Genomic DNA, 25,203 nt, shown 5'->3' with positions numbered 1-25,203 from the left:
GTTTCAGTAGTCCCTTTCCTATTATAATCGAATTAATATTGTGTATTTTCGGTTGCGATTGTTCTGTTTCACGGCTAAAGGGGAGGGACAAACGCGGTGCTGCTATCCGAGATGGAAAGGGCGTTGAACGAGCTGTTTCGCGTAAAAGAACTCGGGCCGGACCCAGGGTTCAGCCGGTTTGTACCCGGGGTGTACGATCCGGTCGGATTCGACTGGAAATCCGCGTTTGAACCGGGATTCAAACGGTTGTTCAACGGATTGATGATACGCGGTGCCGATCGGGTCAGCCGTGTATTCCTCGCGGTATTTCCAACGGAGGAAGTCTTGGAGGCCTTTCTTGAGGAGGGAAAAACGGGAGATCTTCTTTTCATGCATCATCCTTTGACAATGGAATGCGGTGATCCTTACGGAGATTGGGGCAAGGGATTTGTACCGGTGGATGGGGAATGGTGGGCGCGTATCAGGGAGAAAGGATTGTCGGTTTACACCTGTCACGCTCCGATGGACATACATCCGACCATCGGTACCAATGCGGCCATCGTTGAAGCATTGGAAGCTCGAGAGACGGGTTCTTTTTTTCAGGATCGGATGGGAGCGTATGGTCGAATCGCAGAGATCGAACAGATGGATACGGATACACTGATTGCTCGTCTGAAGAGAATTTTCGCTATTCCTTATGTAGATTTCGAGGGGAAGAAACGTCGTGATATCACGCGCATTGCGATAGTGGCAGGGTGCGGGGATGTTGTCGCCGCCATGAAAGAAGCGGAGGAAAAAGGTGCCCAGGCGTATGTGACAGGGGAAATACACTGCCGGGTGGATAATGATTACGGCAGAAGGCGCTTTCGTGAGATGATGGACTACGTTCCAACTACCTCGATGTCATTGATCGGTGTCTCCCATGCAGCATCGGAGTTTTTGGTGATGAATACGCAGATGCGACGTTGGTTTGAACGGGAGTGCGGGGTTGCGACAGTTTTGCTGGAGCAAAGTCATTGGTGGCGATGATTGGAGCCGTCAAATCTAAGAGGTTGGATGGGAGGAGTAGAACTGGTGATGAAACCAAACGGGGAGGAAACGTGATGTCCGCACCAATTGCTACGGTATTCGGGGCTTCGGGAGGCATGGGATACTAATTACAGAATTGAACCAAGCAGGCTATCACGTGCGCGCTGTGGCTCGCAATGGTCAAAGGATGCACGAGCAATTTGGAAATCTTCCGGTCGAGATTTGTCAGGGAGACGCCACTGACCGTGCGTTTGTCCGCAGGATGTGTGACGGAGCGGAGCTGGTTTTTCACTCGATCGGCTTGCCCTACTCGGAGTGGGAATCTAAGCAGATGCCCATCATGAATACGATTCTGCAAGGCGCCTCGGGTATGGCGAAAAGACTGGTGTTGGTAAATAACGTCTACGTGTACGGTTGGCCCCGGACACCTATGGTGTCGGAAACACACCCCACCGATCCGCAAACCAAAAAAGGAAAAATTCGGTGTGAGATGGAGGAAATGCTGTTAAAAGCTCATGACAAAGGGGTGATCGAGGGAGTCGTTGCACGTTTCCCTGATTTTTACGGACCTTATGCGGATAACTCGTTTTTGCATTCGGTTTTTGGTCGCTCTTGGAAAAGAAAACTGTTTACTGGGTGGGACGGCTGGATGTGGAGAGAGAGTACGTTTTCACGCCTGACGCCGCAAAGGCCTTGGTCCGATTGGCTCGGGATGATGATGTAGCCGGGCAGGTGTGGAACATTCCCGGAGGGGGTGGACTCACGGGAGATCAGGTGATCAAATACGCGTCAAAGATTCTCGGATACGAACCAAAAGTGGTTTCAGTAAAGAAATGGATGTTGAGATTGCTGGGTATCGGGGACAAAACAATGCGTGAAATGGTGGAATTGGACTATCTCTATGATCGACCCGTTTTATTGGACGGGCAATAGTATCAATCACAGATCGGAGATATTCCGTGGACACCCTTTACAGTGGGTCTTCAACTAACGTTGGACTGGTTGAAAAACCGATGAACCGATAAAACAAATGAAGGGGAAGGCACACTTACATGGGGCCTTTCCATTCTTTTGATGTAAAGGTCAGGGTGACAATGATGCGAAATGGCCTTGCGTTTGGAAGGATGATCGGCCCACATCGATATGGATCGCTTCCTCAGCTTCGGACTGAAATATCCGGAGAAGTCACCAATACCCATTTGCGCCGGGCGTGACAGAAAGAAGCGGTGTATCGGGAAAACGCGTTCCTCTCGGTTATCAAACAACCGATCAACCGTTGACAGAACTGGGATCATCGTTTTATTCCCATGATCTCTTTTGGTATAATAAATTGTACTTTGAAGTGGTCAGACCACCGGGGGGTACATAAAAGGAGAGGATGGATATTGTCATCACTGCGTGAAGAATCTTTGCGGCTGCATCTGGAACACCAGGGTAAACTACGTGTGGAATCCAAGGTTCCGGTCCATGATGCCCGCGATCTCAGTCTGGCGTATTCTCCGGGCGTGGCAGAGCCTTGTAAAGAGATTCACAGCGATGTGGACAAGGTGTACGATTACACGATGAAAGGCAATCTGGTGGCCGTCGTGTCAGATGGGACGGCCGTATTGGGATTGGGTAACATCGGTCCGCATGCAGCCATGCCAGTGATGGAAGGAAAAGCCGTGTTGTTCAAATCGTTCGCCGGTGTGGATGCGTTTCCGCTGGTCATCGATTCCACGGAAATCGATAAGATCGTGGAAACGGTCAAGTTGCTCGCTCCCACTTTCGGCGGCGTCAATCTGGAGGACATCGCGGCACCAAAGTGCTTCATCATTGAGGAACGGTTGAAAAAAGAGATCGACATCCCTGTGTTTCATGACGATCAGCATGGTACGGCCATCGTGACGCTGGCGGGGTTGCTCAACGCTCTCAAAGTGGTCGGCAAAAAGATGGAAGAGATTCGCGTTGTAGCCAACGGAGCCGGAGCGGCCGGGATCGCGATCGTGAAGTTACTGTTGCGTATGGGTGTACGGGACGTCATTATGTGCGACAGTAAGGGAGCCATATATGAGGGGCGACCGTATGGGATGAACCCGATGAAGGAATCTCTGGCCCAAATGACCAACCGGGACAAGGTGCAGGGTACATTGGCCGATGCGTTGAAAGGGGCGGACGTGTTTGTCGGAGTGTCTGTAGAAGGGGCGGTCACCAAAGAGATGGTCGCTTCGATGAACCGAGACCCGATCATTTTTGCAATGGCCAATCCGGTACCTGAAATCATGCCGGAAGATGCTTATGAAGCCGGAGCGAAAGTGGTGGGGACGGGACGCTCCGATTTCCCCAACCAGGTAAACAACGTATTGGCATTCCCGGGTATTTTCCGTGGTGCTTTGGACGTACGGGCCCGAGCGATCAATGAAGAGATGAAAATCGCGGCGGCGTATGCAATCGCCGATTTGATCAGTGAAGACGAGTTGCAGCCGGATTACGTCATACCCGCACCGTTTGATCCGCGGGTGGCACCGCACGTGGCAATGGCGGTGGCCAAGGCGGCGATGGAGACCGGTGAAGCGCGTATTCAAGTGGATGTACAAGAAATCTATGAGCGTACCATCCGCTTGACGCACCGCGATCCGGAAGCAACCGTGGACGGATGAGGAAGGTGGGAAATTCATGTTGCCGGAGGTGGGGTCCGACAAGTTTCAAGCCATCTTACACGGCATCAATTATTTGATCGAAGAAGACCGGTTAAAGCCGGGGGACCGTTTACCTTCGGAACGGGAGTTGGCCGAACGGCTGGGAGCAGGGCGTTCGTCCGTGCGGGAAGTGTTGCGTGCATTGGAGTTGCTAGGTTTGATCACGACGCGTCGAGGCGAAGGAAGGTTTTTAAATCGGCATGATGCTCATTATTTGGTAGATATTTTGGCGTTTTATATTTTGCGCGAAGAACGATCCCAACAAGATTTGTTGGAGATGCGTCTATTGTTGGAGCTGGATGCGGCACGGTTGGCGGCTGAACGCGTCACTGCCGAAGAAATTGCACAAATGTCGGATATACTGGAGAAGATGGAGGAAAAAATCGGGCAAAACCAACTCCCGGTCGCGGAAGACTTTGCTTTTCACCGACAGATCGTCTCAGCCGCAAAAAACCGGCTGTTGTCGCGTGTGTGGCATCCCATCCTGCAATTTAGTCAATGTGTACGCCAGAACGCTTCATCCTGGCCAGGTCGACCCCTGCAAGCATTAGCGGAACACCGAGAGGTGCTGGCGGCGATTGAATCGCATGACCCAGAGCGAGCTGCGGAAGCGATGAAGCATCACCTGGTGCGGGCAGGTTTCGCCAACACGAGTGCATGAGGTGAGGGTGGAACCTGGCGACGGGGGCCCGGTTTCCAGCGAACCACTGTTGGACAAAGCGAAACAGGAGCGAAGGAAGATACGCATCCGGTAACGCGATCGGACGACGGTGCTTCACGGAACTTTGTCAACTCCCAATGGTGCCTCTGCCTGGGAAAAAGAGGTTGGTAGTGGAGTTGGTAGGTTTCGGTATCCCGAAAGCATTGCAGCGGTTTTTCCGGCTGTGCTATGATGACTCCGGTGCAGGGGGAGTTTGGAGGAAGCCTATGTGGACGGTGATTTACCTCGCTCCCGATCGGTCAACGGCGGAACGGATCCGGGAGAAGTTGGAATCGGAAGGGTTTTGGGTACGGATTCGTCCGTCACATTATGTTGCTGGCCAATATGAAGTGCTGGTTCCCAGCGGTGAGCTAGAAGAAGCACAAGAGGTACTGCGTTCCATCTTATAAAATATAGATTGAAGCCGAGTTTATGTGCGGATGAGGTGTTAACGTGTTAAAGGATCTGTTCAAGAAGCAACGAAAATATGCGACCATCACCATGCCTTCGGAACAGGCCAAACGGGAAATTCCCGAGGGCATCATGCAAAAGTGCCCGAAGTGTGGCACGATCATGTATGCCAAAGAACTGGAGAAAAACATGAAGGTCTGCAAAGCGTGTGGCTATCATTTTTCGATGTCTGCACCGGAGCGAATTCGTGCCACCGTAGATGAAGGTCGATTTTTCGAGTACGACGTGGACATGCTATCCGAAGATCCACTGGGTTTTCCTGATTACCGCAAAAAGTTGAAGTCGGATATGGAGAAAACTAATCTGAATGAGGCTGTGGTTACGGGGGAAGGCACGATCGGTGGCTATCCTGCCGTGATCGGCGTGATGGACTCCCGTTTCCGGATGGGGAGTATGGGCTCCGTCGTTGGTGAGAAAATCGCTCGTGCGGCGGAAAAAGCGGTAACCAAACGGTATCCGTTCATCCTGTTTTCCGCCTCAGGCGGCGCACGGATGCAGGAAGGGGTTCTCTCCCTGATGCAGATGGCTAAAACCAGTGCGGCCCTGGAGCGGATGCACAGAGAAAAAGTATTGTTCATTTCCGTGCTGACCAACCCGACTACCGGTGGTGTGTCCGCCAGTTTCGCCTCGCTCGGTGACATCAACATTGCAGAACCCGGCGCATTGATCGGTTTTGCCGGCCGACGGGTAATTGAGCAGACGGTGCGGCAGAAACTGCCGGAAGACTTTCAGACGGCGGAGTTTTTGCTGAAACATGGCCAATTGGATATGGTCGTACCGCGCACGGAATTGCGTGAGATGCTGATTCGTCTGCTTGACTTGCACGCGTACGGGAGGGAACACGGATGACCAACGGATATTTGCCCTTTGAAAAGCCGATCGCCGAATTGCGGGAAAAAATCGCCGAGCTCAAAAAATTTACCCAACAATCCTCCCTGGATCTTTCCGAAGAGATCCGGACGTTGGAGGCACGGGCGGAGCGGTTGGAGCAGGAGATTTACGGCAATTTGACACCGTGGCAAAAAGTGCAGATCGCCCGACACCCCTCCCGGCCGACGACATTGGATTATATTCGCCGTATCTTCACCGATTTCGTCGAGCTGCATGGAGACCGTCTGTATGGGGATGACCCGGCCATCGTCGGCGGCATTGCCAAACTAAACGGACGACCGGTGACAGTAATCGGGCATGAGCGGGGGAAAGATACCAAGGATAAAATCGCCCGCAACTTCGGTCTTCCGCATCCCGAAGGATACCGCAAAGCGCTTCGCCTGATGCAACAGGCGAATAAATTTGGACGGCCGATCATCACATTTGTGGATACGCAAGGGGCACATCCGGGCGTTGAGGCGGAGGAGCGGGGGCAAAGTGAAGCGATTGCCCGCAACCTGCGCGAGATGGCCGGATTTACAGTGCCCATCATTTGTGTGGTTACGGGGGAAGGCGGGAGCGGTGGCGCATTGGCGATCAGTGTCGGAAACCGGTTGCTGATGCTGGAGCATGCGTATTATTCCGTCATTTCGCCGGAAGGCGCAGCTGCCATTTTGTGGCGGGACGCAGCGCATGCCCAACAAGCGGCCGAGGCGCTCAAAATCACGGCTCAGGATCTGAAGGAGTTGGGTGTTATTGACCGGATCATTCCTGAGCCCAAGGGAGGCGCACACAAGGACCCGGATGCACAAGCCGCAGAGATCAAAAAAGCGATTGAGGAAGAATTAACTGATTTGTTGCAGATGGATGGTGAAGAATTACGGGAAGAGCGGTACAATAAATATGCGAGGATCGGTGTTTACACCACCGTGGTGTGAGAACCCCCGCTTGCTTCCCAGCCGTATTCGGCGTAAGATGTACCCAGGATTCTGTGGTCTCAGAAGAGGATGGCCTCTTTCGGTTGAGCAACCGTTAAGCTTGAGCGCGAACGGGAATGAGGCGCCTCCGGAAATTCAAACACGATGGCCGGAGCCGTGTTGCCCAAAGTTATGGCAGTAACGGTTTCCGGTCTCCCTCATGTTGTTTTCGATCATCCCGGCGATCGGGTTTCTTTTTGACCATGTGGGACAAAAAATGTCCCTTAGGGCGAAAAACGAGGATGCTTCATCATCCCGTTTGATTAAACACATTCAAACGAGAGGTGGAACAGGATGAAACGCATTGCCGTATTGACCAGTGGCGGGGACGCACCCGGCATGAATGCCGCCATCCGCGCCGTCGTGAGAAAAGGCGTACATCATGGCTTGGAAGTGTTGGGGGTGTACCGCGGATACAGCGGATTGATTCAGGGAGACTTTGTTCCTTTCCAATTGGGTTCCGTCGGTGATATCATTCATCGGGGAGGCACCATTTTATACAGTGCCCGTTGTGAAGAGTTCAAAACCGAGGAAGGTCAACAAAAAGCGGTGGAACAACTGAAAAAGCATGGAGTCGACGGTTTGGTCGTCATCGGCGGGGACGGATCGTTCCGCGGCGCACAAAAGCTGACGGCGCACGGGTTCCCCACTGTCGGTGTTCCGGCCACCATCGACAACGACATCCCCGGTACCGACTTCACGATCGGGTTTGACACGGCAATCAACACGGTAATCGACGCCATCGACAAGATCCGGGATACGGCCACATCCCATGAGCGTACGTACATCATTGAAGTGATGGGACGCGACGCCGGAGACATCGCGTTGTGGGCCGGATTGGCCGATGGAGCCGAGTCCATCATCATTCCGGAAGCGCCGTTTGACTGGGATGAAATCGTGGAACGGCTGAACCGCAGTAATCGTCGTGGCAAAAAACACAGCTTCATCATCGTGGCCGAAGGTGTGTCCGACGGTGCAACGGTGGCTGAAGAAATCAAACGGCGGACGGGATTGGAAACCCGTGTCACCGTGTTGGGTCACATTCAGCGCGGTGGTTCGCCGACGGCCATGGATCGGGTGTTGGCGAGCCGCATGGGTGCCAAAGCGGTCGAATTGTTGCTGGAAGGGAAAAAGGATCAGATGGTGGCCATCCAGAAAGGGGATATCGTCGGCATCCCGTTTGATGAAGCATTCCGCATGAAACATCAACCCGACCTGTCGCTGTATGATCTTGCAGGCATTTTGGCCATTTGACGAAGAGGGGGAGAAGGATGCGAAAGACGAAAATCGTGTGTACCATCGGACCGTCCAGTGAAGATCCGGAAACACTGAAACGGTTGATTTTGGCCGGGATGAACGTGGCACGGCTCAACTTTTCCCACGGTTCGCACGAAGAGCACGGCCGACGCATCGAAGCAGTCCGACGGGCGGCAGCCGAATTGGGAAGAACGGTTGCCATCCTGTTGGACACCAAAGGACCGGAGATTCGCACAGGTGAGCTGCAAGGCGGAGAAGCGGAGCTGAAGGCAGGAGACCGGTTGACCCTAACGACGGAACCCATCTTGGGGAATGCGCAACGCGTATCGGTTTCGTATGAGGGATTGCCGGCCGATGTGAAACCGGGTTCCACCATTTTGATCGATGACGGCTTGATTCGGTTGGACGTGGAAGCGGTGGAAGGAACCGAAATCCATTGCCGCGTGGCCAACGGCGGTTTGTTGAAGAATCGCAAAGGGGTCAATCTCCCCGGCTTAAAGGTGAATCTTCCGGGCATTACATCCAAGGATGCCGATGATATCGTGTTCGGTATCCAAAAAGGGGTCGATTTCATTGCGGCCTCGTTTGTGCGGAAACCGGAGGATATCCTGGAAATCCGCAAAATTTTAGAAGAGCACGATGCCGATATTCAGATCATCGCCAAAATCGAGAACAGCGAAGGCTTGGAGCATTTGGATGAGATTTTGGAAGTGGCCGACGGCTTGATGGTTGCTCGCGGCGATCTGGGTGTGGAGATCCCTGCCGAAGAAGTGCCGTTGGTGCAAAAAGAGATGATCCGCAAATGCAACAATCTCGGCAAACCGGTGATTACCGCCACACAGATGCTGGATTCGATGCAGCGTAACCCGCGTCCGACGCGGGCGGAGGCGAGTGACGTCGCCAACGCCATTTTGGACGGGACGGATGCGGTGATGTTGTCGGGAGAAACGGCTGCAGGAAAGTATCCGGTGGAAGCGGTGGAAACGATGGACCGAATCGCCCTGCGGACGGAAAAAGCGCTCCGGTATCGGGATCTGTTCCGTCAGCGCCGTTTGGAGCAGGAAGTCAGCATCACCGATTCCATCAGCCAAGCGGTGGTGCATGCGGCGGAAAGCTTGCAGTCGTCGGCGATCATTACGTCTACCGAAAGCGGATTTACCGCCCGCATGGTTTCGAAATACCGTCCGCGCGCGCCGATCATCGCCGTGACGCCCAATGATCGGGTGATGGCCAAGCTATCGCTGGTTTGGGGCGTGTATCCCGTCAAAGGGACCAAGGTGACCAATACAGATGAAATGTTGCAAGTGGCGATTCGTTCGGCGTTGGCTTCCAAATACGTCCGCCACGGTGATCTCGTTGTCATCACGGCAGGTGTTCCCAGTGGTCAGTCCGGTAGCACCAACTTGATGAAGGTACATGTGATCGGCGATGTGTTGGCAAGCGGGCAAGGGGTAGGCAAACAAGTAGTTACGGGAACCGTAGTCGTGGGACGGTCGGCGGAAGAGCTGCGTGAAAAAATGGTGGATGGAGCGATTCTCGTCACACCAGCAACCGATCGGGATATGATGGAGGCCTTTGAACGGGCGGCCGCGGTCATCACGGAAGAAGGCGGTTTGACTTCCCATGCGGCGGTGGTGGGATTGAGCCTCGGCATCCCTGTCATCGTCGGTGTGGATAATGCTACGGAAATTCTGAAAGACGGAATGGAGATCACAGTAGATTCCGATCGGGGACAAATTTACTCCGGACGGGCCAAAGTGCTTTAACCAACCAAAAAGGGACCGTTCCGCTGGACGAACACAGCGGAATCGGTCCCTTGTTTTGCATATCAGGGTGTCCCGGCTGGTGGGAACGATTTTTGATAATGGCAGTAAGCCCGATCAAATAACGCGCAAACGTGGATAGATCCACAGGCGCAACCGTTTACGCCGCTTCCTTCTGCGAGCCAATTTCATCGGCCTCACTCCTTTCCCTTCACCAAGTTATCCGTTCACGTGGTGTGTAATTTTATTGTATCCGGAACCGTCACTTTTGGCTATTCACATTATGTGTTTCTTTTCATCAAAATATGTAAATATCGAGGGAGATCACAAATCATGATGGGTTTGCTCACCATATTTGTTATAATAGCCTTACATACTGTCCGACTTGTTCATGCAACACCATTTGTAGTCATTGTGGAGGAATAAAAGATGGGGAATCGACGGGTATTTGAAACCACAGTACGTGTTCGTTATCAAGAGACTGATCAAATGGGTGTGGTGTATCACACCAACTACATCGTTTGGTTTGAAGTGGCAAGGTCCGAAATGATTCGCGAGTTGGGCACTTCCTACCAAGAATTGGAGGAAAAAGGGTTGCTATTACCGGTAGTGGATGTGCATTGCCGGTATTTGTCTCCAGCCCATTATGACGAGGAAGTGAAAGTGCGGACCGTCGTAGAGGAGCTGAATGGCAGCAAGATACGGTTTGCGTATGAAGTGATCCGACCCGCCGACAACCGGCTGTTGACAATCGGCTCAACCACGCATATCTGGGTGAACCGTGAGATGAAGCGGGTCAACATCCAACGTGATTTTCCGGAACTGTATCGGCTATTGGTGGAACATACGGTTGAAGGGGAGAGCATTCCATGTTCCGATGGGTCCTATTGGCGCTGATCGTCGTCCCTGTGCTGGAGATTACCGGATTGGTCGCCATCGGCAACTGGATCGGACCATTACCGACCGTATTGCTCGTATTGGCCACTGGCCTGATTGGCGCATATCTGGCACGACAACAGGGATGGCAAACATGGCGCCTGTTGCAAATCCAATTGCGAAACGGTGAAATGCCCGGTGAAACCCTGTTGGATGGCCTGTGCATCTTGATGGGTGGCGTTTGTCTTGTGATTCCCGGCTTTTTCAGCGATGTGATCGGGATATTCCTGTTAATTCCATATACTCGCGGTATTGCACGGTTGTGGCTCAAGCGTTGGCTTCTGAAAAAATTCAGTGGGCGCCTTCATTGGTCGTACCGACGATAAGTCTGTCGTCTCCAAAAAAAGCCGTTTCCCATCGGTCGATCCGAATACTCGGCGGGAAACGGCCTTTCTCTTATTCACATTCGACTTTGAAGCCATGTAGGATGAATCGCCAGATGTCTCCCAGTACTCCCGCGCGGTACAAAGCCATCAGAATAACCACCGTGACCGGGCCGATGATGACACCGATGAATCCAAACAATTTGAGCCCCACAAACAGAGCGATCAAGGTGGGCAGCGGGTCGAGACCGACATTGGAAGCGACCAGCTTGGGTTCCATCAGTTGCCGGACAATCACAATGATGCCGTACAATATGGCAATCCCCAATCCAAGGTGGTAGTCACCGATCAACAAGAGGTAAATCGACCAAGGAACCAGAATTGAACCGACCCCGATATAAGGCAGCAGGTCGAGCAGAAGTACGATCAGCGCTATCGTCAACGCATAATCGACTCCCAGAATCATCAAACCGATTAGGATGATGGTAGCCGTTATCGTGATCAATGTAAACTGGGCGCGAACAAATCCAAATAACGCATGACGCAGGTCACGCAAAATGATCCCGCCCGTTTTGCGTGCATGATTGGGGATGAGGCCCAGCATGCGTTTGCGCAGTTGAGGCCAGTCGATCCCGATGAAAAATGCCGCCAACACGATGAATACAATCACGGTGGCAATATAAGGTAAGTCACTGAGAAACGATCCGACCCCTGAGATGAAGTTAGTGATCATCTCCGTTCCTTTGTTGGCCAACACGTCCATATTTCTTTGGATACTGCTGATGATTTGCGCCTTGTGTTCCGGGTTGCGCTGGAGGTATTTTTGGACGTTATCGATGATGTGGGACAATTGGGTATCCTTGGTGAGGATATTCACTATGTATTGATTAAAATATTGCAGATAACCCGGCAGGCGCTGGGCCAAATGCGTCAGCTCCAGTACCATTTGGGCAATGAGGATCAACAATCCCGTGATGATCGAGCCGACAAAAAGAAACAGGATCAGGAATACGCCCAACCAACGGGGAAGGCGAAGTCGACGTTCCAAAAAATGGACGGGTGGTTGAATCAGCAGGGCGATCACCCAGCCGATCAAGAATGGATATACCAGTGGGATCAAAAAGCTCAGTACATAATAGGCCGTGATGATCGCGAGCAAAACGACGGCGGCACGGATCGCGATACCCACCCCGGGATGCTGTGCCATGGCGTTCCTCCTCGCTGTTTGCAGTTGATATGAATGATTATACCATTTCCTTCTCCACATCCAAGCATTCAGAACGTTACAGCCGTCACAATCTGTTTTCGACAAGGTTTGCGACGATGGATACCAACAGTGGTGTTTTTATGTTACACTAAAGATGGCGGGGTTCAGGGAAATACGGAGATAAAACAACATCAGACTGCAGGGGGTTCGCTTCGGTGCGGATCGAGAAGATGTGCGATCGGTTGTTACCCGATTCTATGGGAAGATTACGAATGTTGTGCAATTCCGAACAAAGGCTGGCAACCGACCGGCGATTTCGTATAATCGAACTGTAATAAAAATATGATCCGTTTTATTCGGGGCGTTGCGACGATGGTCCCCTGACAGTGCATTCCAGAAGCAAAGGAGCGATCATATGACGGTTGCGAAGGGATTGGAGGGCGTAGTAGCGGTAACTTCCGAAATCAGCTCGATTATTGACGGCGTGTTGGCCTATCGCGGTATCGACATCGACGAGCTGGCCGAAAAGGCGAGTTTTGAAGAAGTTGTGTACCTGCTGTGGAAAGGCCATCTGCCGACACGTGCGCAGCTGGACGAACTGAAACAGCAATTGGATCAATACGCAACACTGCCGGCTGAATTATTGGAACAGTTGAAAGTGTATTCGAAAACAGGCGCACATCCGATGGCCGTATTGCGCACTTCTGTTTCGGCATTGGCATTGTATGACAAGGATGCGGACGACAACAGTGCCGAAGCGAACGAGAAGAAAGCGATTAAGCTGACGGCACAGATTCCGACAATCATCACTGCGTTTTTCCGGATGCGCAAGGGGTTGGAGCCCGTCGCTCCGAAGAGTGGGCTCGGATTTGCAGCCAATTTCCTCTACATGTTGACCGGTGAGGAACCGGATCGCGTGGCGGTGAAAGCGTTTGACAAAGCATTGATTCTCCATGCCGATCATGAGTTGAATGCCTCCACGTTTGCGTCCCGCGTCACCACGGCGACGCTGTCCGACATGTATTCGGCGATCACCACCGCGATCGGCACCTTGAAGGGACCCTTGCACGGTGGGGCCAACGAACGTGTGATGGCTATGCTGGAAGAGATCGGTTCACTGGATCGTGTGGATTCCTATATTAGGACGAAATTGGCCAACAAGGAAAAAATCATGGGCTTCGGTCACCGTGTGTACAAAAACGGCGATCCGCGGGCCAAACACCTCCGCGAGATGTCCCGTCAATTGGCCGACTTGACCGGTGAAAAGAAATGGTATGAGATGTCCACGTACATTGAACGTTTGGTGGATCAAGAAAAAGGTCTGAAACCGAACGTGGACTTCTACTCTGCTTCCGTCTACACCTACTTGGGTATCCCGCGCGATCTGTTTACCCCGATCTTTGCTATGAGCCGCGTAACGGGCTGGACCGCGCATGTGATGGAACAATACGCCAACAACCGTCTGATTCGTCCGCGTGCAGAATACACTGGACCGTATAACCGTTCGTATATTCCAATCGATCAACGGTAAGCGGTTGCAAATGGTTGCAAATAAGAGACCGTCAGGGGCGGGTTTGAGCCTGTCCCCTGTTTTTTGAGATATAGTAGCAGAAAGAGGGGTTGACATGGCACTGTGGGAGAAACCGACCACCGGTGAAAAAATCGTTGTGGACAACGGAAGATTGCACGTTCCGGATCATCCGATCATCCCGTTTATCGAGGGTGACGGGACAGGCCCGGACATTTGGGCAGCCGCCCGTCGCGTCTTGGATGCCGCCGTTGAAAAGGCCTATGGAGGCGCCAAAAAGATTGCGTGGTACGAAGTGTATGCAGGGGAGAAGGCATACAACCGTTTCGGCCAATGGTTGCCGGAAGAGACACTGCAAGCGGTACGTGAATACTACGTCGCGATCAAAGGGCCGCTCACCACACCAGTTGGTGGTGGAATTCGCTCGTTGAACGTGGCGCTCAGACAGGAGTTGGATCTCTACGTATGCTTGCGCCCTGTGCGTTACTTTGATGGCGTGCCATCCCCGGTTAAGCATCCCGAGCTTGTGGATATGGTCATTTTCCGTGAAAACTCGGAAGACATCTATGCCGGGATCGAATGGCCGGCCGGGTCAGAAGAAGTGAAAAAAGTAATCCGTTTCCTGCAAGAGGAAATGGGTGTGAAAAAAATCCGTTTCCCGGAAACCGCCGGTATCGGTGTCAAACCGGTGTCCCGAGAGGGAACGGAACGGTTGGTGCGAGCGGCCATCAACTATGCGCTTAAGCATGGACGCAAAAGTGTCACCCTGGTACACAAGGGCAACATCATGAAATTTACGGAAGGTGCCTTTAAAAACTGGGGTTACGAATTGGCGGAACGTGAATTTGCGGATCAGACCTTTACCTGGGCGCAATATGACCGCATCAAGGCAGAAAAAGGCGTGGAAGCGGCCAATCAGGCGCAAAAAGAGGCTGAAGAAGCAGGCAAAGTGATCGTGAAGGACTCGATCGCCGACGCCTTCCTGCAACAAATCCTGACGCGCCCAGCGGAGTATGACGTGATCGCCACACTCAACCTCAACGGGGACTACATTTCCGATGCTTTGGCGGCACAAGTGGGCGGCATCGGGATCGCGCCGGGAGCCAATATCAACTACGACACGGGGCATGCGATTTTCGAAGCCACGCACGGAACCGCGCCGAAATATGCGGGTCTGGACAAAGTCAACCCGGGATCGGTCATTCTCTCCGGTGTGCTGATGTTGGAGCACCTCGGTTGGCAGGAAGCGGCAGATCGGATTTACGCCGCGATGAGCAAAACGATCAGCCAAAAAACGGTGACCTATGACTTCGCCCGCCTGATGGAAGGCGCAACCGAAGTGAAGTGCTCTGAATTTGCCGATCGTTTGATCGATAATCTGTAATTGCAAGTAACAAAAAAAACGGATCCAAGGTCTCGGTAACAAACACTGACAGGAGGGGTAAAAAAGATGGCCATCCGGAGAAGAAAAATTTCCATCATCGGAGCAGGATTTACAGGTGCAACCACTGCACTCATGCTGGCGCAAAAAGAATTGGGCGATATCGTTTTGGTGGATATCCCCGAAGCGGAAGGGCCGACCAAAGGTAAAGCGCTAGATATGTTGGAAGCCGGTCCGGTACAGGGCTTTGACGCTAACATCGTCGGTACAAGCGACTACGCTGAAACGGCCGACTCCGACTTGGTGATCATCACAGCAGGTGTGGCGCGCAAACCGGGTATGAGCCGGGATGACCTCGTCAACATCAACGCCAAAGTGATGCGCTCCGTCACTGAGCAGGTGGTCAAATACTCGCCCAACAGCATCCTGCTGGTATTGACCAACCCGGTGGACGCGATGACCTACGAAGTGTACCGGACGTCCGGATTCCCGAAACACCGCGTCATCGGGCAGTCCGGTGTATTGGACACTGCGCGCTTCCGCACTTTCGTCGCACAAGAGCTGGGCGTATCCGTTGAAGACGTGACCGGATTCGTGTTGGGCGGTCACGGTGACGACATGGTACCGCTGGTTCGCTACTCCTATGCTGGCGGCATCCCGCTGGAAAAACTCTTACCGAAAGAGCGTCTGGATGCCATCGTCGAGCGCACCCGCAAAGGCGGCGGTGAAATCGTCAACCTGCTGGGCACGGGCAGCGCATATTATGCTCCGGCTGCTTCGCTAGTGCAAATGGCCGAAGCGATTTTGAAAGACAAAAAGCGCATCCTGCCGGCCATTGCCTATCTGGAAGGCGAATACGGATACCACGACATGTACCTCGGCGTACCGACGATCATCGGTGGCAACGGACTGGAAAAAGTGATCGAACTGGATTTGACCGAGGAAGAGAAACAAGCATTGGATAAATCAGCGGAATCAGTCCGCAAAGTGATGAAAGTATTGGGATAATAAAACTTCGGCCCGGGGACTTCCCGGGCTTATCTATATATGAATGATGTAAGCGTTATCACGATTTTCATGAGATAGAGCGGAAACCGTCCGATGATGATCTTGGAGCTCCTTGAGATGCATCCGAACAATCAAACAGAAAAAGGAGGAAGACATTGTGGATCAACGACGTGTCGTTGTGGTGACAGGCGCTGCCAGAGGCATCGGCTACAGTATCGCGGAGGCGTTTGCAAACAATGGAGACCGCGTCGTGATCGGGGATTTGAATGAGGAAGCTGCATCAGACGCGGCTCGGCGCATCGCGGATCAAACAAGTGGTTTCGCCGAGGGGCATGTGCTGGATGTCACACAGGAAACATCGGTTCGATCGCTGGTGGAGCAAATGGAGAAGACACATGGGCGAATCGACGTAGTCATCAACAATGCTGGTTTACAGCATATCGATCGGGTGGAAGATTTTCCGTTGGAAAAATGGAAACAACTGATCGATGTCATGTTGACTGGGCCTTTTTTGCTGACCAAATATACGGTGCCTGTCATGAAGCGACAACAATACGGCCGCATCATCAACATTTCCTCTGTTCACGGGCGCACTGCTTCTCCGTTCAAATCCGCTTATGTGGCTGCAAAACACGGTGTAGTGGGATTGACACGGACCGTTGCACTGGAAGTGGCCGAATTCGGGATTACCGTCAATGCGATTATGCCAGGTGCGGTGGATACACCGTTGGTCCGAAACCAACTGCAACATCTGGCGAAAACGGAACAGATCAGTCAGGAGGAAGCACTGCACAAGCATTTGTTGCACAAACATGCGATCAAACGTTTCGTCAAACCAGAAGAGGTGGCCGCTTGCGCTCTGTATCTGGCCTCGGACGCGGCCGCAATCATTACGGGGGAATGCATCGGCGTCTCCGGGGGATGGTAAGGAGATTCGTGGAATTCGGTCAATTACCACCTGGTTTTCCCAAAGACATGAAATACACATACAGTCGGGAATGCCAAGTTGCCACTTGTCCGAGAGACGGTTCCATTCCGTTTCCCGATGATTGGATCTGGCAGGCGATGAGCTAGGTATGGATAAGACGCATTTTTCTGGACAACATATAAAAAAGATACCAAGATTTGTGTTTTCTGTTCGAATTGACTGAAATTGAATTTTGTGACATGATAGCATTGAAAGCGCATACACAAAGCGGAGGCGTCAAAGATGATTCTCGGGAACAAGAGAACCGCTGGGAAGAAATGGGACGACCTCGGCGTCGGAGACCGTGTGGAAGTCACTCGGACCATTGCCGATCGTGATATTCTCCTGCATTTAGGCGTGATGGACGATACCAACTCGATATATTTGCATTCCCATGATGCGGAGTACGGACAGTTGGCCGTTCCGTCGGGACTATTGGTCGGATGGCTGACATCATTGGTCTCCACGCAATTACCGGGGCCCGGCAGCGTCATTCGGGAACAGCGGTTGCGTTTTCCCCGATTGTTGCAGCATGGCGCTACTGTCACCCTGTCCGTGGAACTGACAGAAAAGCATCCAGAGAAAAAAATGGTAACCGTACAGGCGATGGCGCGGGATGAAGACGGGCGTCCCGTAGTGGAAGGTGAATTGCTCGTTTCTCCACCCCGGCCCATCCCATCATTGCTGCATCACGCGTTAGACAATTTTTGATCAGGCAAGAACAGCAGGAACCGCCGGCTTATTCGCCGGCATTTTTTTTGCTTTTCGATGGCGTTCCTGATTCTCATGAAAACGTTTTCTTTTTCTCAGCACAATCTTAACGTTTTCCGGGTTGAAAATTGACTTATGCTAAGATGAGGAGGGATTCCCTGACTCCTCATCCCGGATCAGGGAATCGAAAGCCGCAACCGGAGGGGAATGGAATGGATCGTCAAAAGAGAGTATTGGTCGTGGACGACGAACCGTCCATCGTAAAACTGGTGCAATTCAATCTGGAAAAAGAAGGTTTTTCGGTGGACAGTGCCTATGACGGCACAACCGCGTTGCAAAAGATTGAACAGGATCCTCCGGATCTGGTGGTTTTGGACTGGATGTTGCCCAAGATGGACGGTTTGGATGTATGCAGGAAACTGCGTCAACAACCGAAAGGACATCTCCCGATTTTGATGCTGACGGCCAAATCGGATGAGTTCGATAAAGTGCTCGGTTTGGAACTGGGTGCCGATGATTACATGACCAAGCCTTTCAGTCCTCGGGAGCTGGTTGCCCGCGTCAAGGCGATTTTGCGCCGGATGGAAGCGGTGGAGCAGCAGGGTGAAACGGTGGAACAGCAACTAATCCGGGTGGGAAACCTTCACATCGATCCGGTGGGATACGAAGTGCGCAAAGACGAGCAAGAAGTGGAACTGACGCCGAAGGAGTTTGAACTGTTGGTGTACATGGCCAAAAATCGCGGACGTGTACTGTCGCGTGAACAGCTGCTCAATGCCGTCTGGAATTACGACTTTGTGGGTGACTCCCGGATCGTGGACGTACATGTCAGCCACTTGCGCGACAAAATCGAGGAAGATTCGCGCAATCCGGTGTTTATCAAGACAGTACGGGGCATCGGGTACAAGTTCGAGGGTCCGAAAGAAAAATGAGAACGCTGCGCAATCGTTTAACCTGGATGTTTTTGCTTTTGATCGGTTTGTCCATGTTGGGGACGGGATTGTTCGTCGGGCTGCTGTTACAGGCCACCTATCTGGACTCATTGACGGGACGTCTCAACAAAGAGGGGACATTGTTGGCGCAGACGCTGGATTGGGGAAAGCAGGATTCGTTTGATGCTCAGGCGGATGCATTTGGTCGGGCGTTGTCGGCTCGGGTGATCATTCTGGATCGTGACGGTACGGTGTTAGGGGATTCCATCAAGAAGAAGGCGGGTAAGCGCAATCTCCGTTACCTGCCGGAAGTTCGGCAGGCGTTGAAAGGGATGGCCCCGTCCAATCAATTCGCGCACAAACGGGATAACCGGTTGAACACCGCCATCCCAGTGACTCGGAATGGTCAAATCCGAGGAGCAGTATGGATCCAGTTGGATGTGACCGATGTCAACCGTTCCATCCGACAAATATGGATTTCGATGGCGGGCGGTTTGGCTGTTGCTTATCTGTTGGCGGCACTGGCCAGCTCACGCTTTGCCCGGGATGTGACCCGGCCGATCGAGGAGATCACCCAGGTGGCGGAAGATATCGCACACAACAAGCTGTATCGCAGTGTGGCGGTTTACGGCGAGGATGAGATTGGTCGTTTGGGAGAAGCAATCAATCGTATGGCGCGCAGTCTCCGCAGTCAGATGAGTGCTATCCGCAAGAGCGAACGCCGATTGACCAGTGTCATCGAGACGATGGAAAGTGTGTTGTTTCTGGTCGATCCCAGCGGTAGCGTCATTTTGGCCAATCCAGCATTTGAGCGGCTTTTCGGTGTTCCCGTTTCCGACATCCAGGGAAAATCATTTCAGCATCTTCCCGGTCCCTACGAGCTGATCCAACTGATCACCCGTTGCCAAGAGACGGGGGAGCGTCAGCGAAAAGAGCTGCACATTTTTTATCCTGAGGAACGGATTGTCGAAGCCAGTTTGTCACCGATGGGAGTCGAAAAAGACGGCAGGGGCGTGGTGGCGGTATTGCATGACATCACCGCCATTCGCAGGTTGGAAAAGATGCGTTCAGAGTTTGTGGCCAATGTATCGCATGAACTGAAGACACCGATTACATCTATTGTTGGGTTTACGGAAACATTGTTGGACGGAGCGATGCAGGATCTCGATACCTGCCGCGAGTTTTTGGAAATCATCCTGGAAGAGGGGAACCGCCTGCAGCGACTGGTGAGAGATATCCTAGATCTGTCGAAAATCGAATCCAAGCAAATCCATCTGGATCTGGAATCCGTCCCGGTGGGCGAGCTGATCCAGTCTGCGACAAAAACGATGGAGGATCAATTCCGTGCCAAACAGTTGACATTGGAAGTGCAATTACCGGATCCGTCGTTTACCGTGACAGTGGATCGGGACCGGTTCCGGCAAATCCTGCTCAATTTGCTTTCCAATGCGATGGCGTATACCCCTTCCGGGGGAAAAGTGGCCGTTCGCGCGGAACGGGATGCAGATTCTTGGTGGTTGCAGGTGGCGGATACGGGAATCGGAATTCCCCAAGAGGATTTGCCGCGGATCTTTGAACGCTTTTACCGTGTGGATAAAGCCCGATCGAGAGCATCGGGCGGTACCGGGTTGGGTCTGGCCATCGTCAAACATTTGGTGGAGGTGCACAAAGGCACGATTCAGGTGGAAAGCCAAGTGGGAGAAGGAACGACATTTACGTTGATGTTTCCGTTGTAGAACCCTTGGTGGTAGACAAACCTTTGCGATTTCCGATTTCTCGCCTGAAACTCCGTCACACGACGGGATATTTGGACTCGCTACACTTCATGAAGGTGGCCGTTTACCCACGAGCGGATCTTTGCGTGATGCATTGAAGGAGCGAGAGGGAAAATGGTTTTCTTCCCCAGATCACCGAGCCGATGCCTTTTCTTAACAGAAGCTTAACATTGGATTTAAAACCCGACAAAAGACTCAAGCTAATGTATGTAATGGATGGATCAGAAAACCAAACGTGAACATTTAAGGGGGCAATCATCCATGTGGAAAAAGGCATTGGCCACCATCAGTACGATGGTGTTGGTATTAGGCCTCGCCGTCGGCTGTGCCAAAGGAAAGCAGCAAGGGGGCGGAGCTGCCGGCGGACAACTGACGGCTGTGGGCTCCACTGCGATGCAACCGCTGGTTGAGGAAGCAGCCAACCAATTTATGGCGAAAAATCCGGGTACACAAATCACAGTGCAGGGCGGGGGCAGCGGTACCGGTTTGAGTTCCGCGCTTAACGGTTCTGCCGACATCGGAAACTCCGATCTATTTGCCGAAGAAAAGAAAAAGGATCCGACCAAACTGGTGGATCACAAAGTGTTTGTCGTCGGTATGGCGCCGGTCGTCAACCCGAAAGTGGGGATCGACAACCTGACTCAAAAGCAGTTGATCGACATCTTCACTGGCAAAATCAAAAACTGGAAAGAAGTGGGCGGCCCTGATCAAAAAATTGTGTTGGTCAACCGTCCGGAAAACTCCGGTACCCGCGCGACGTTCGTCAAATTTGCTCTGAACGGCGCGAAAGAATACCGTGGCAAAGACAGCATCGTACAAGACTCCTCGGGAACCGTTCGCAAAATCATCGCAGAAACGCCGGGAGCGATCGGGTATCTCGCCTTCTCCTACTTCGACAAATCGGTCAAACCGGTGAAGATCGACGGTGTGGAACCGATCAACGGAAACGTATATAACAATAAATGGAAAGTTTGGGCGTACGAGCACATGTACACCAACGCTGACGGCAAAAACAAAGATCTGGAAGAAAAATTCATCAACTTCATTCTCACTCCGGAAGTGCAAAAGAACTTGGTTGAAAAAATGGGCTACATCCCGATGACGGAAATGAAAGTGGAACGGGACGCCCAAGGCAATATCAAAGAAAAATAATCATATCCGACACAGACAGACACACTCCAGAAAAGCGAGGGGAGGCCTTTCAGTGGCTATCCCCTGCTTTTCCGTGTAGAAGGGGTTGAATTTCGACAGGATGGAGAACCGAGCGACGAGTGAATGGGCGACTGAATTGCTTCGCCCCGATAAAAAGCAGCGTCGATTGGAACTGCAGGGGCGCTTGATGACGTTGGTCAGTGCTTGGGTCATTATTCTCACGTTGTTTTCATTGTTGTATTTCATCGCTTCCAAGGGGATTTCCACGTTCCTCTTTGACGGTGTTTCACTGTCTCAGTTTTTCTCCAGCGAATGGGATCCGGCAGGAACACCACCGTCTTTTGGTGCTCTGACGTTTATCCTGGGGTCGTTTATGGTCACGGTTTTGGCGGCGGTCATCAGTGCGCCGTTGGGAATCGGTGCGGCGATTTACATGACAGAGATTGCACCCTCGTGGGGAAAAAAGATTTTACAACCGGTCATCGAGTTGTTGGTCGGCATCCCCTCGGTTGTATACGGATTTGTCGGCTTGACGGTCATTGTGCCGTTTTTACGGGATGTGACAGGTGGTCCCGGGTTTAGTCTGCTGGCCGGGGTGCTGGTGCTTTCGGTGATGATCTTGCCCACTATCACCAGCATTGCGGTCGACACCTTGCAATCGATTCCCCGTTCGATGCGGGAAGCTTCTTATGCGTTGGGGGCCACGCGCTGGCAAACCATCTCCCGCATTTTGGTACGTACGTCGTTGCCCGGTCTGATGACGGGTGTAGTGCTGGGAATGGCGCGTGCATTCGGGGAGGCGTTGGCCGTGCAGATGGTCATCGGGAACACCGATAATTTGCCGACAAGCTTGGTTCAACCGATCAGCACATTGACCAGCGTGATCACGTTGAATATGGGCAACACCGTTCCCGGAACGGTATACAACGATGCGTTGTGGTCGATGGCATTGATTCTGCTGTTGATGACGCTGTTCTTTATTGTGCTGATCCGTTGGATGACGAGAAGGGGAGAAGGTCGATGAACGCTAAACTGGCTGACCGGATTGCAACAGTGGTCTTTTATTTGATTGCCCTGTTGATCATAGGCATACTGGCAGGACTGATCGGATTTATTTTAGTGCGGGGCCTCGCTGTGATCGACTGGCACTTCCTCACTTCTCCGCCATCGACGATGACCGCGGGCGGCGGAGTGGCACCACAGTTGTTCAACTCGTTGTATCTGTTGGTGTTAACGATGTTGATCACCATCCCGCTCGGCTTGGGAGGCGGTATTTATCTGGCGGAATACGCCAAACCCGGCAAGTGGACGGACATTCTCCGACTCAGTATCGAGGTGCTGTCCTCCCTGCCGTCGATTGTGGTAGGGTTGTTCGGATTTCTGGTTTTCGTACAATATACCGGATGGGGATTTTCGCTTGCGGCGGGTGCTTTGGCGTTGACGGTATTTAACCTGCCGCTGACGGTGCGGGTCGTGGAGCAGGCCATCCGTTCGGTTCCGCGTGAGCAACGGGAAGCATCGTATGCGTTGGGCGTTTCTAAGTGGCAAACGATAACTCAAGTGGTGTTGCCTGCAGCGTTGCCTGGGATCTTGACCGGTATGATTTTGGCTGCGGGGCGTGTGTTCGGTGAAGCGGCGGCACTGATTTTCACAGCAGGGATGAGCTCTCCGATGCTGGATTTTACCAACTGGGACCCGACTTCCCTCTCCTCACCGCTCAATCCGTTCCGTCCGGCATCGACGTTGGCGGTGCATATCTGGAAGATCAATTCGGAAGGGATTATCCCTGATGCCAAGGAAGTGGCCGCGGGTGCGTCAGCCGTGCTGGTATTGGCTGTATTGTTTTTCAATCTGACGGCCCGTGCGTTGGGGCGTTGGATTCATAAACGGATGACATCCGGTTCTTGATAGGAGGAATCAAACGATGGTGATGACAGCGGAACGGGTGCAAACCATGGTGCGGACGGTTGAGCCGAAGGAGAAAGAGCCTGTTGAGAGCGAGGCGCACAAGGTGTTATTGGAAACGCGGGATCTCAACGTCTATTACGGGGAAAACCACGCCGTCAAAAACATCAATCTCAAGTTGTACGAAAAAGCGGTGACAGCGTTCATCGGGCCGTCCGGTTGCGGGAAGTCGACATTTCTTCGCTGTTTGAACAGAATGAACGACACCATCCCGCACGCCCGCGTTACCGGCGAAATCTTGATTGAAGGGATCAATGTGAACGATCCCGCGATCGACGCGGTCAATCTACGGCGTCAAGTGGGCATGGTGTTCCAAAAACCTAACCCTTTCCAAAAATCGATTTTTGAAAACGTCGCTTACGGTCCTCGCATCCATGGCGCGAAGAATAAAGAATTGCCGGAGATCGTGGAGAAAAGCCTCCGTCAGGTCGGTTTGTGGGATGAAGTGAAAGACCGCCTGCACACTTCCGCCCTGCAATTGTCCGGTGGTCAGCAACAACGCCTGTGTATCGCGCGGACGATCGCGATGCGCCCCCGGATCATCCTGCTGGATGAGCCCACATCCGCGTTGGACCCGATTTCTACGGCACGGATCGAAGAGCTAATTCAGGAGCTGAAAAAGGAATACACGATCGCCATTGTGACACACAACATGCAACAAGCGGCGCGTATCTCCGATTACACGGCGTTTTTCCTGATGGGAGAACTGATCGAGTATAATGAGACGCACCGGTTGTTCACCAATCCTAAACGACAGGAGACGGAGAATTATCTGACCGGACGCTTCGGCTGATGCGTCGGGAGGAGGAACCAGGGGAGAAGGAGTCGTTGTCATGAGCGGAAAAATCGAAGTGCAGGATTTCAACTTGTATTACGGCGAACACCAGGCGCTCAAACAGATCCGCTTGTCGATTCCGGAAAGGGACGTCACCGCATTGATCGGGCCGTCCGGTTGCGGGAAGTCCACTTTCCTGCGCAGTATCAACCGGATGAACGATTTGATTCCTAATGTCCGTGTTGAAGGAGCGTTGGAGATCGACGGAGTGGATGTGTACGCGCCCGAACGGGACTTGGTTGAGTTGCGCAAACGGGTGGGCATGGTGTTTCAACAGCCCAATCCGTTTCCGATGTCGATCTATGAAAACATCGTGTACGGGCCCAAAATTCATGGTATCAAGAACAAGAAAAAACTGGACGAGATCGTGGAGCGCACGCTGCGGCAGGCCAATCTGTGGGACGAAGTGAAAGACCGTCTGCACGCCTCGGCGATGGGGCTTTCGGGAGGACAACAGCAACGGCTGGTGTTGGCGCGCGTGTTGGCCGTGGAGCCTGAGATCATCCTGATGGATGAGCCTGCTTCCGCGCTCGACCCCATCTCGACGGAACGTTTGGAAGAATTGATTAAACAGTTGAAACGGGATTATACAATCGTCATCGTTACCCACAATATGCAGCAAGCCGCACGGGTGTCTACTTATACGGCGTTCTTTTTGAACGGGGAAGTCGTAGAAACCGGATTGACGGAAAACATATTCACCAACCCGCAGGACAAGCGAACCGAGGATTACATCACCGGTCGGTTCGGCTGATCGGT

The 25,203-nt window shown here is 52.6% G+C and carries 25 protein-coding genes; 24 read left to right on the top strand and 1 reads right to left on the bottom strand.

From position 1 onward, the window contains the following. The first annotated feature begins 111 nt into the window (after positions 1-111). The 12 genes from NWF35_RS03310 to NWF35_RS03255 all read left to right on the top strand — a co-directional run bounded on the left by NWF35_RS03310 (position 112) and on the right by NWF35_RS03255 (position 10,986). Positions 112-1,008, top strand: a complete 897-nt coding sequence (locus NWF35_RS03310) for a Nif3-like dinuclear metal center hexameric protein (RefSeq protein ID WP_301237688.1) — start codon at positions 112-114, stop codon at positions 1,006-1,008. 97 nt (positions 1,009-1,105) lie between these two features. Further along, positions 1,106-1,732: an NAD-dependent epimerase/dehydratase family protein gene (locus tag NWF35_RS03305; protein ID WP_363321536.1), complete on the top strand. Its 627-nt coding sequence runs from the start codon at positions 1,106-1,108 to the stop codon at positions 1,730-1,732. After that, a complete protein-coding gene (locus NWF35_RS03300; RefSeq protein WP_301237659.1) occupies positions 1,711-1,941 on the top strand; it encodes a Rossmann-fold NAD(P)-binding domain-containing protein in 231 nt (76 codons plus the stop codon). The genes NWF35_RS03305 and NWF35_RS03300 overlap by 22 nt, the downstream gene beginning before the upstream one ends. A gap of 452 nt (positions 1,942-2,393) precedes the next feature. After that, complete coding sequence (gene ystJ, locus NWF35_RS03295; protein WP_301237658.1) at positions 2,394-3,647, top strand: NADP-dependent malic enzyme; 1,254 nt, start codon at positions 2,394-2,396, stop codon at positions 3,645-3,647. A gap of 16 nt (positions 3,648-3,663) precedes the next feature. Further along, the gene (locus NWF35_RS03290) at positions 3,664-4,347 is read left to right on the top strand and encodes a FadR/GntR family transcriptional regulator (protein WP_301237657.1); all 684 of its coding nucleotides are present in this window, start codon (positions 3,664-3,666) and stop codon (positions 4,345-4,347) included. Between the two features lie 266 nt (positions 4,348-4,613). After that, on the top strand, positions 4,614-4,796 hold the full coding sequence (locus tag NWF35_RS03285; RefSeq protein WP_301237656.1) for a DUF2007 domain-containing protein: 183 nt from the start codon (positions 4,614-4,616) through the stop codon (positions 4,794-4,796). 43 nt (positions 4,797-4,839) lie between these two features. Then, positions 4,840-5,706, top strand: a complete 867-nt coding sequence (gene accD / locus NWF35_RS03280) for an acetyl-CoA carboxylase, carboxyltransferase subunit beta (RefSeq protein WP_301237655.1) — start codon at positions 4,840-4,842, stop codon at positions 5,704-5,706. Next, complete coding sequence (locus NWF35_RS03275) at positions 5,703-6,665, top strand: acetyl-CoA carboxylase carboxyltransferase subunit alpha (protein WP_301237654.1); 963 nt, start codon at positions 5,703-5,705, stop codon at positions 6,663-6,665. The genes accD and NWF35_RS03275 overlap by 4 nt, the downstream gene beginning before the upstream one ends. 333 nt (positions 6,666-6,998) lie before the next feature. Then, complete coding sequence (gene pfkA, locus NWF35_RS03270) at positions 6,999-7,958, top strand: 6-phosphofructokinase (RefSeq protein ID WP_301237653.1); 960 nt, start codon at positions 6,999-7,001, stop codon at positions 7,956-7,958. 17 nt (positions 7,959-7,975) lie between these two features. Next, positions 7,976-9,727, top strand: coding sequence for a pyruvate kinase (gene pyk / locus NWF35_RS03265; RefSeq protein ID WP_301237652.1), 1,752 nt, complete (start codon positions 7,976-7,978; stop codon positions 9,725-9,727). A gap of 426 nt (positions 9,728-10,153) precedes the next feature. After that, positions 10,154-10,621, top strand: coding sequence for an acyl-CoA thioesterase (locus NWF35_RS03260; RefSeq protein WP_301237651.1), 468 nt, complete (start codon positions 10,154-10,156; stop codon positions 10,619-10,621). Beyond that, positions 10,594-10,986, top strand: coding sequence for an FxsA family protein (locus tag NWF35_RS03255; protein WP_301237650.1), 393 nt, complete (start codon positions 10,594-10,596; stop codon positions 10,984-10,986). The genes NWF35_RS03260 and NWF35_RS03255 overlap by 28 nt, the downstream gene beginning before the upstream one ends. A 70-nt stretch (positions 10,987-11,056) precedes the next feature. Here NWF35_RS03255 and ytvI read toward each other — a convergent pair whose 3' ends face one another. Beyond that, the gene (gene ytvI, locus NWF35_RS03250) at positions 11,057-12,190 is read right to left on the bottom strand and encodes a sporulation integral membrane protein YtvI (RefSeq protein ID WP_301237649.1); all 1,134 of its coding nucleotides are present in this window, start codon (positions 12,188-12,190) and stop codon (positions 11,057-11,059) included. A gap of 415 nt (positions 12,191-12,605) precedes the next feature. Here ytvI and citZ point away from each other — a divergent pair, with 415 nt between their 5' ends. The 12 genes from citZ (at position 12,606) to pstB (NWF35_RS03190) (ending at position 25,198) form a co-directional block, all read left to right on the top strand. Then, a complete protein-coding gene (gene citZ, locus NWF35_RS03245) occupies positions 12,606-13,721 on the top strand; it encodes a citrate synthase (protein WP_301237648.1) in 1,116 nt (371 codons plus the stop codon). Between the two features lie 94 nt (positions 13,722-13,815). Next, on the top strand, positions 13,816-15,102 hold the full coding sequence (icd, locus tag NWF35_RS03240; RefSeq protein WP_301237647.1) for an NADP-dependent isocitrate dehydrogenase: 1,287 nt from the start codon (positions 13,816-13,818) through the stop codon (positions 15,100-15,102). A gap of 66 nt (positions 15,103-15,168) precedes the next feature. Next, a complete protein-coding gene (mdh, locus tag NWF35_RS03235) occupies positions 15,169-16,107 on the top strand; it encodes a malate dehydrogenase (RefSeq protein WP_301237646.1) in 939 nt (312 codons plus the stop codon). 157 nt (positions 16,108-16,264) lie between these two features. Further along, a complete protein-coding gene (locus tag NWF35_RS03230; protein WP_301237645.1) occupies positions 16,265-17,035 on the top strand; it encodes a 3-hydroxybutyrate dehydrogenase in 771 nt (256 codons plus the stop codon). Between the two features lie 282 nt (positions 17,036-17,317). Further along, positions 17,318-17,785, top strand: coding sequence for an FAS1-like dehydratase domain-containing protein (locus NWF35_RS03225; RefSeq protein WP_301237644.1), 468 nt, complete (start codon positions 17,318-17,320; stop codon positions 17,783-17,785). A gap of 212 nt (positions 17,786-17,997) precedes the next feature. Further along, positions 17,998-18,717 (top strand): response regulator transcription factor, encoded by a 720-nt coding sequence (locus NWF35_RS03220; protein ID WP_301237643.1) that lies wholly within the window; start codon positions 17,998-18,000, stop codon positions 18,715-18,717. Beyond that, positions 18,714-20,453, top strand: coding sequence for a two-component system histidine kinase PnpS (gene pnpS, locus NWF35_RS03215; protein WP_301237642.1), 1,740 nt, complete (start codon positions 18,714-18,716; stop codon positions 20,451-20,453). Before NWF35_RS03220 ends, pnpS begins: the two co-directional genes overlap by 4 nt. Before the next feature lie 300 nt (positions 20,454-20,753). Further along, positions 20,754-21,644, top strand: coding sequence for a phosphate ABC transporter substrate-binding protein PstS family protein (locus NWF35_RS03210; RefSeq protein ID WP_301237641.1), 891 nt, complete (start codon positions 20,754-20,756; stop codon positions 21,642-21,644). Between the two features lie 100 nt (positions 21,645-21,744). Further along, on the top strand, positions 21,745-22,668 hold the full coding sequence (gene pstC / locus NWF35_RS03205) for a phosphate ABC transporter permease subunit PstC (protein ID WP_301237640.1): 924 nt from the start codon (positions 21,745-21,747) through the stop codon (positions 22,666-22,668). After that, positions 22,665-23,552 (top strand): phosphate ABC transporter permease PstA, encoded by an 888-nt coding sequence (pstA, locus tag NWF35_RS03200; protein WP_301237639.1) that lies wholly within the window; start codon positions 22,665-22,667, stop codon positions 23,550-23,552. Before pstC ends, pstA begins: the two co-directional genes overlap by 4 nt. A gap of 16 nt (positions 23,553-23,568) precedes the next feature. After that, entirely contained in the window at positions 23,569-24,402 is an 834-nt protein-coding gene (gene pstB / locus NWF35_RS03195) for a phosphate ABC transporter ATP-binding protein PstB (RefSeq protein ID WP_435873824.1), read from the top strand. Positions 24,403-24,442: 40 nt separating this feature from the next. Then, on the top strand, positions 24,443-25,198 hold the full coding sequence (pstB, locus tag NWF35_RS03190) for a phosphate ABC transporter ATP-binding protein PstB (protein ID WP_301237638.1): 756 nt from the start codon (positions 24,443-24,445) through the stop codon (positions 25,196-25,198). Positions 25,199-25,203 lie beyond the last annotated feature (5 nt).

This window comes from Polycladomyces subterraneus, from assembly GCF_030433435.1.
Taxonomy (GTDB): Bacteria; Bacillota; Bacilli; order Thermoactinomycetales; family JIR-001; genus Polycladomyces; species Polycladomyces subterraneus.
Note: the sequence above shows the minus strand (reverse complement) of the source record. Positions and strands in the feature narration are given on the sequence as shown.